The 5130-nt window shown below is 64.9% G+C and carries 6 protein-coding genes; 5 read left to right on the top strand and 1 reads right to left on the bottom strand.

What is annotated here, in order from left to right; translation table 11 throughout:
• On the top strand, window positions 1-301 hold a 301-nt coding region (locus H8B02_RS45015; protein WP_229172178.1), incomplete at its 5' end, for a DUF4403 family protein.
• Between the two features lie 167 nt (window positions 302-468).
• Window positions 469-1683, top strand: a complete 1215-nt coding sequence (locus H8B02_RS45010; RefSeq protein WP_229172177.1) for an ABC transporter substrate-binding protein — start codon at window positions 469-471, stop codon at window positions 1681-1683.
• Between the two features lie 131 nt (window positions 1684-1814).
• On the opposite strand, the gene H8B02_RS45005 is transcribed toward H8B02_RS45010, so the two are convergent.
• Entirely contained in the window at window positions 1815-1967 is a 153-nt protein-coding gene (locus H8B02_RS45005) for a hypothetical protein (RefSeq protein WP_229172176.1), read from the bottom strand.
• A gap of 376 nt (window positions 1968-2343) precedes the next feature.
• Between H8B02_RS45005 and H8B02_RS45000 the strand changes: the two genes are divergently transcribed.
• From H8B02_RS45000 to H8B02_RS44990, 3 genes are all read left to right on the top strand, one after another.
• Entirely contained in the window at window positions 2344-2793 is a 450-nt protein-coding gene (locus H8B02_RS45000) for a hypothetical protein (protein ID WP_229172175.1), read from the top strand.
• Window positions 2794-3020: 227 nt separating this feature from the next.
• Window positions 3021-3992, top strand: a complete 972-nt coding sequence (locus H8B02_RS44995; protein WP_229172174.1) for an HlyD family secretion protein — start codon at window positions 3021-3023, stop codon at window positions 3990-3992.
• The coding region (locus H8B02_RS44990) for an ABC transporter permease (protein ID WP_229172173.1) at window positions 3989-5130 on the top strand (1142 nt) is incomplete at its 3' end. The genes H8B02_RS44995 and H8B02_RS44990, both read left to right, overlap by 4 nt.

Raw genomic sequence — 5130 nt, 5'->3', positions numbered from 1 at the left:
GGTCGAGTCCGAGGCGGCGTTCGGCCTGCTCGGCGCCGCCGCGCGGGCGGCGATCCCGCACATGCAGCAGGCGCTCGCAGACCGGATGGTCGTCGACCTGAAGCCATTCGCGACCAACGCGCAGCGCAAGATCGCCACCGCGATCGCCGACCTGCAGAAGAACGAGGAAGGCATCCGCGTCGACGCCGAGGTCAACAGCATCCGCCTTGCCGGCATCGCGTTCGATTCGAAGACGCTCCGGGTGATCGTGGAAACCGACGGCACCATCAAGGCCGCCGTCACCGCGCTACCGGCGCTGTAGTCCTCCCCCTCTCCCCGCCCTTTGCGGGGCGAGGCAAAAACGGCACTCCGGCGATCTGGCAGCGGCCGCCGTCATATGCCCAAAAAGTCGTCTTTGCGACAGGTTGCCGCACCGGATAGAAGGTGCCCCGTGGAAGCAACCAACGAAAAGTCAGGGAGATAAACACGATGAAATCGCTCTTGGCCGCAGCAGCGGCCGGCCTCGCGCTCGCGGTCTCCGGCACCGCGGCGAACGCCCAGATCTCCGACGACGTCGTCAAGCTCGGCGTGCTCACCGACATGTCGAGCCTCTATGCGGACGCCACCGGCAAGGGCTCGGTCGCCGCGGTCGAGATGGCGGTCGCAGATTACGGTGGCAAGGTGAAGGGCAAGCCGATCCAGGTCGTCGTGGCCGATCATCAGAACAAGCCCGACGTCGGCGTCAGCATCGCGCGCAACTGGTACGACAACGACAAGGTCGATGCGGTCCTCGACGTGCCGACCTCGTCGGTCGCGCTGCCGATCTCGGCGCTGACGCGCGAGAAGAACAAGATCCACATCAACTCCGGCGGCGGCTCCTCCGATATCACCGGCACCGCCTGCTCGCCCAACACCGTGCACTGGACCTACGACACCTACGCGCTGTCGAGCGTCGCCGGCAAGGCGATGGTCAAGCGCGGCGAGGAGACCTGGTTCTTCGTCACCGCCGACTACGCCTTCGGCATGGCGCTGGAGCGCGACGCCGCCAATGTCGTCAAGGAGACCGGCGGCAAGGTGCTGGGCGACGTGCGCCATCCGCTCAACTCGTCGGACTTCTCGTCCTTCCTGCTGCAGGCGCAGGCCTCGAAGGCCAAGGTCGTGGCGCTGGCGAATGCCGGCGGCGACACCACCACCGCGCTGAAGCAAGCCGCCGAGTTCGGCCTGACCCAGGGCGGCCAGAAGCTGATCGCGCTGCTGATGGAAATCACCGACACCCATGCACTGGGCCTGAAGGCGACACAGGGCCTGATCGTCACCGACGCCTTCTACTGGGACATGAACGACGAGACCCGCGCCTTCTCGAAGCGGTTCAACGAGAAGGTCGGCCACATGCCGACCATGATCCAGGCCGGCCTCTACTCGGCGACCATGCATTACCTGAAGGCGATCGAGGCCATCGGAACCGACGAGGCGCCGAAGGTGATGGAGCAGATGCGCAAGACGCCGGTCAACGACTTCTTCGCCAAGAACGGCCACATCCGGATCGACGGCCGCATGGTGCACGACATGTACCTGTTCGAGACCAAGAAGCCCGAGGAATCCAAGGGCGAGTGGGATCTCTACAAGATGATCGCCACCGTGCCCGGCGACGAAGCCTTCCGTCCGCTCGACAAGGGCGGCTGCTCGCTGGTGAAGTCGAACTGACGAGCACGCTGCCGCGGGCCGGGTCGCCCGGATGTGCGCCTGATGACAGCCAACAAGAAATGCGCCCGGCCGGCACCGGGCGCATTTTTCTTTCCGCGGCAGGTCCCGGTAATCGCCCGCGTCAGCCGGCGCTATTCGCCATTCGGGCGCGGGATCATCCAGGTCGAATACGTATGCCAGACGCCGTCGCCCTGATTGCGTTGATAGGCGATGAAATCGGCATGGTCGCCGTGCACGAGCTCATAGCGATAGTGCCTTGAGAGGTCGTCGATCTGCTTGGTCATGGAACGTCTCCGTCATAAGGGGAAGCTACTGTATTTCGACGTAGTCGAGCCGCGCCGGCAATCAATAGGATGATCATTATCATTCAATCACAGACGCGAGAGTTGGTCTGATCCGGTTTGAGGATGTGGGTCGATCGACGCACATCCTCTTTGCTGGGCCTCAGCGCCGGGCACGATGCGAGCTGCGGCGCGGCACATGAACGACGCCGACGCCGCTCTCCTGCGCTTGCAGCGCCTGCAGCACCGCGGGCGGCAGCAACACCAGCCTGGCCGCCGGCGTCGCGCGCCGTTATTGAGCACGTCCCGATACGGATACAGCGCCTGGTAGGCTGCCGGCTCGGAGATCGCGGCCTGGGCCGAGGCCGCCGTCGCCGTGATGGCCGACAGTGCTGCCGCCATCGCGATGGCTCTGAACGTCGTGGTTCTGAACATCCTGGCGACGTGGGAAATCCTGGTAGTCATAGTAACGTTCCCGCGATTTACATCGCATACGATTAATTCGCTCACGCCGGATAAAGGCATGGCGCGACCGGTCTTCAAGTATCCCGATTTAATCGGATGCGATTTATTCGAGCGCGGGGCTTCAAATATCCGTGTGACCGGCGATGCCATGCGCGGCCCGCAATGGCGGCCTGCTCGGGCCACGCGGCAGCGGCGCGAAGGTCAGCGGGCAAGCTGGTGGTCGCAGGCGCGAACCTGGGCGGAACCCGGGTTCACTGCAGGATGGTTCGTCACATGCAGCGAGCACGCGGGCTACGCGCTTCAAAGCGCCCGCGGCTGGAATTGTGCATGCAACCGCGCGTCGATGCGGCGCACATCGAAGTGAGATCGCTTCGACAGCACCGGACGCGGTTGCTTCGGTCAAATTCGAGCCGGATCGGACAGGCTGCCGAGGTTGGCAGGATTTAACATCCACGCCATAGATAATGACTATCCTGGTCATGAGCCAATGTGGGGTCAGCTATGGACGTGTCACCTTCTGGTAACGAGAGCCGAAGCACGTCGGAGCCACCACAAGCAGCGCGCCAGGACAATGCGCACGCCGCGACGCGCATGCCGGCCATCGTTGTCGGCGTCGTTGCGGCGATCATCGTTGCGCTGTCGATCTATTATCTGCTGCGGCCCGAGCCGCTGCTCGTGCAGGGCGAGGTCGATGCAACGCGGCTCGATATCGCCGCGCGCGTCGACGGACGGGTCAAGGACATCCCGGTCGAGCGCGGTCAGAACGTTGCGGCGGGCGCCGTCCTGGTGAGCATCGACAATCCGGAAACGCTTGCAAAGCAAGACCAGATGCGCGCCGCCAAGGCCGTTGCGGATGCGCAGCTCGCCAACGTCATGGTTAGAACGCGGGTCGAAACCATTGCCGCGCGGAAGGCGGAAATGGAACGTGCGGAGGCCGCGCTGGTGCTGGCGCAGAAGACCTTTGATCGCGCCAAGACACTGACCGAGCAAGGCAACGCGCCGCAGGCCCGCCTCGACCAGACCACCGATGCGCTGCACGAAGCCGAGCGCGGGCTCGATCAGGCGAAATCGGCCTATGAGCAGGCGGTCAACGGTTACACCAAGGAAGAACGCGCGATCGCGAAAGCCAATGTCGAGAAGGCCGAAGCCGATATTCAGAGCGTCCAGTCGGTCATCGATCAGCTCGCGGTCTACGCGCCGGTCGCAGCGCAGGTCTATCAGCGCAACGTCGAGCCGGGCGAGTTCGTCTCGCCGGGCGTGCCGCTGGTGACGCTGATCAATCTCGGCGATCTCTGGATCCATTTCGATCTGCGCGAGGATCTGGTGAAGGGCCTGAAGGTCGGCGACAAGTTCGACGTCCGCATTCCGGCGCTCGACGACCGTCAGGTCACGGTCGAGGTCAAGCTGATCGCCACCAAGGGCGAGTATGCGAGCTGGCGGGCGACCCGCGCCACCGGCGATTTCGATTTGCGGACATTCTCGATCCGCGCCTATCCGGTGCAGCCGGTGCCCGAGCTGCGGCCCGGAATGAGCGCCTATCTCGACTGGCGGTCACGCCAATGAGGCTGGCCCCCAAGCCCGGATTCTGGCGGGTCGCACAACGCGAGTGCCGGTGGCTGTTGCGCGACCGCGTGGCATTGCTGCTGATCTTCGGCGTGCCGCTGTTCGCCTTCGTGGTGCTCACGGCCGTGTTCAGCCAACCGGTGATCCGGGGCCTCGGCGTCACGATCGTCGACACCGACAAGTCGGATACGTCGCGCGCGCTGACGCAGCAGGTCGCCGCGTCGCCGAGCCTGAGAATCGTCGACGACTCCGGCTCGCTGTCGTCAGCCGTACAGGACATCCGGTCCGGCAAGGCAATTTCGGCGATCTTCATCCCGCCGAATTTCGAACGCGACCTGAAGGCCGATCGCCGCCCGCAGGTCGTCGGCTTCTACAACCAGCAATTCCTGACGGCAGCCGGCATCGCGTCGTCGGGCCTGAACGATGTGCTGTCCGCCGCGGCGAGCGCGGCAGCTCCGGCCAATCGCGCCGCCCCCGCCCCGTCGTCGATGGGAACGCTATACGCAGAGACCATCGCGCTGGTCAATCCGCAGAAGAACTACGCGCAATTCCTGCTGCGTGCGCTGCTGCCGACGATCATCCACGTCGTGATCACGCTCGCCGCGGGCTATTCGGTCGGCTCCGAATTCCGCCGCCGCAACGCCCGGGAGTGGCTCGAAAGCGCCGGCGGCGATCCGATCGCCGCACTCGCCGGCAAGCTCGCGCCGCTATTCGTGATCTTCATCCTGATCATGCTGGCCCAGCCGCTGATCCTCGAGGGTGTGCTGCAGATTCCCTTCAAGGGCGACGTGCTGCTGATGATCGCGGCGGGCCTGCTTCTGATCATCGCCTATTTGTCGCTCGGCGCCCTGCTGCAGCTTTTGGTCGGCGACCTCGCGACCGGGCTCGGCCTGGCCGGCCTGATCGCCTCCCCTGCCTTCGGCTATGCCGGTGTCGGCTTTCCCACCATCGGCATGAATACCTTCGCGCAGGTCTGGAGCGCGATCCTGCCGCTGCGCTGGTATATGGCGGTGTTGATGGGACAGGCGGCGCGCGGATTGCCGGCCTCGGAATCGGCAATTCCCTTCGCGGCGCTCGCGGGCCTCACGCTGCTGTTTGCCGCGCTCGCCTTGCTGCGCATGGCGAGCCTGACGCGCCG

The sequence above is a fragment of the Bradyrhizobium altum genome (assembly GCF_020889705.1).
GTDB classification, from domain to species: Bacteria; Pseudomonadota; Alphaproteobacteria; order Rhizobiales; family Xanthobacteraceae; genus Bradyrhizobium; species Bradyrhizobium altum.
Note: the sequence above shows the minus strand (reverse complement) of the source record. Positions and strands in the feature narration are given on the sequence as shown.

Bases quoted from the DNA above. Each gene is read 5' to 3' on its own strand.
- H8B02_RS44995 (WP_229172174.1), top strand. From the start codon at position 3,021: ATGCCGGCCATCGTTGTCGGCGTCGTTGCGGCGATCATCGTTGCGCTG.
- H8B02_RS45005 (WP_229172176.1), bottom strand. From the start codon at position 1,967: ATGACCAAGCAGATCGACGACCTCTCAAGGCACTATCGCTATGAGCTC.
- H8B02_RS45010 (WP_229172177.1), top strand. From the start codon at position 469: ATGAAATCGCTCTTGGCCGCAGCAGCGGCCGGCCTCGCGCTCGCGGTC.
- H8B02_RS45000 (WP_229172175.1), top strand. From the start codon at position 2,344: ATGGCCGACAGTGCTGCCGCCATCGCGATGGCTCTGAACGTCGTGGTT.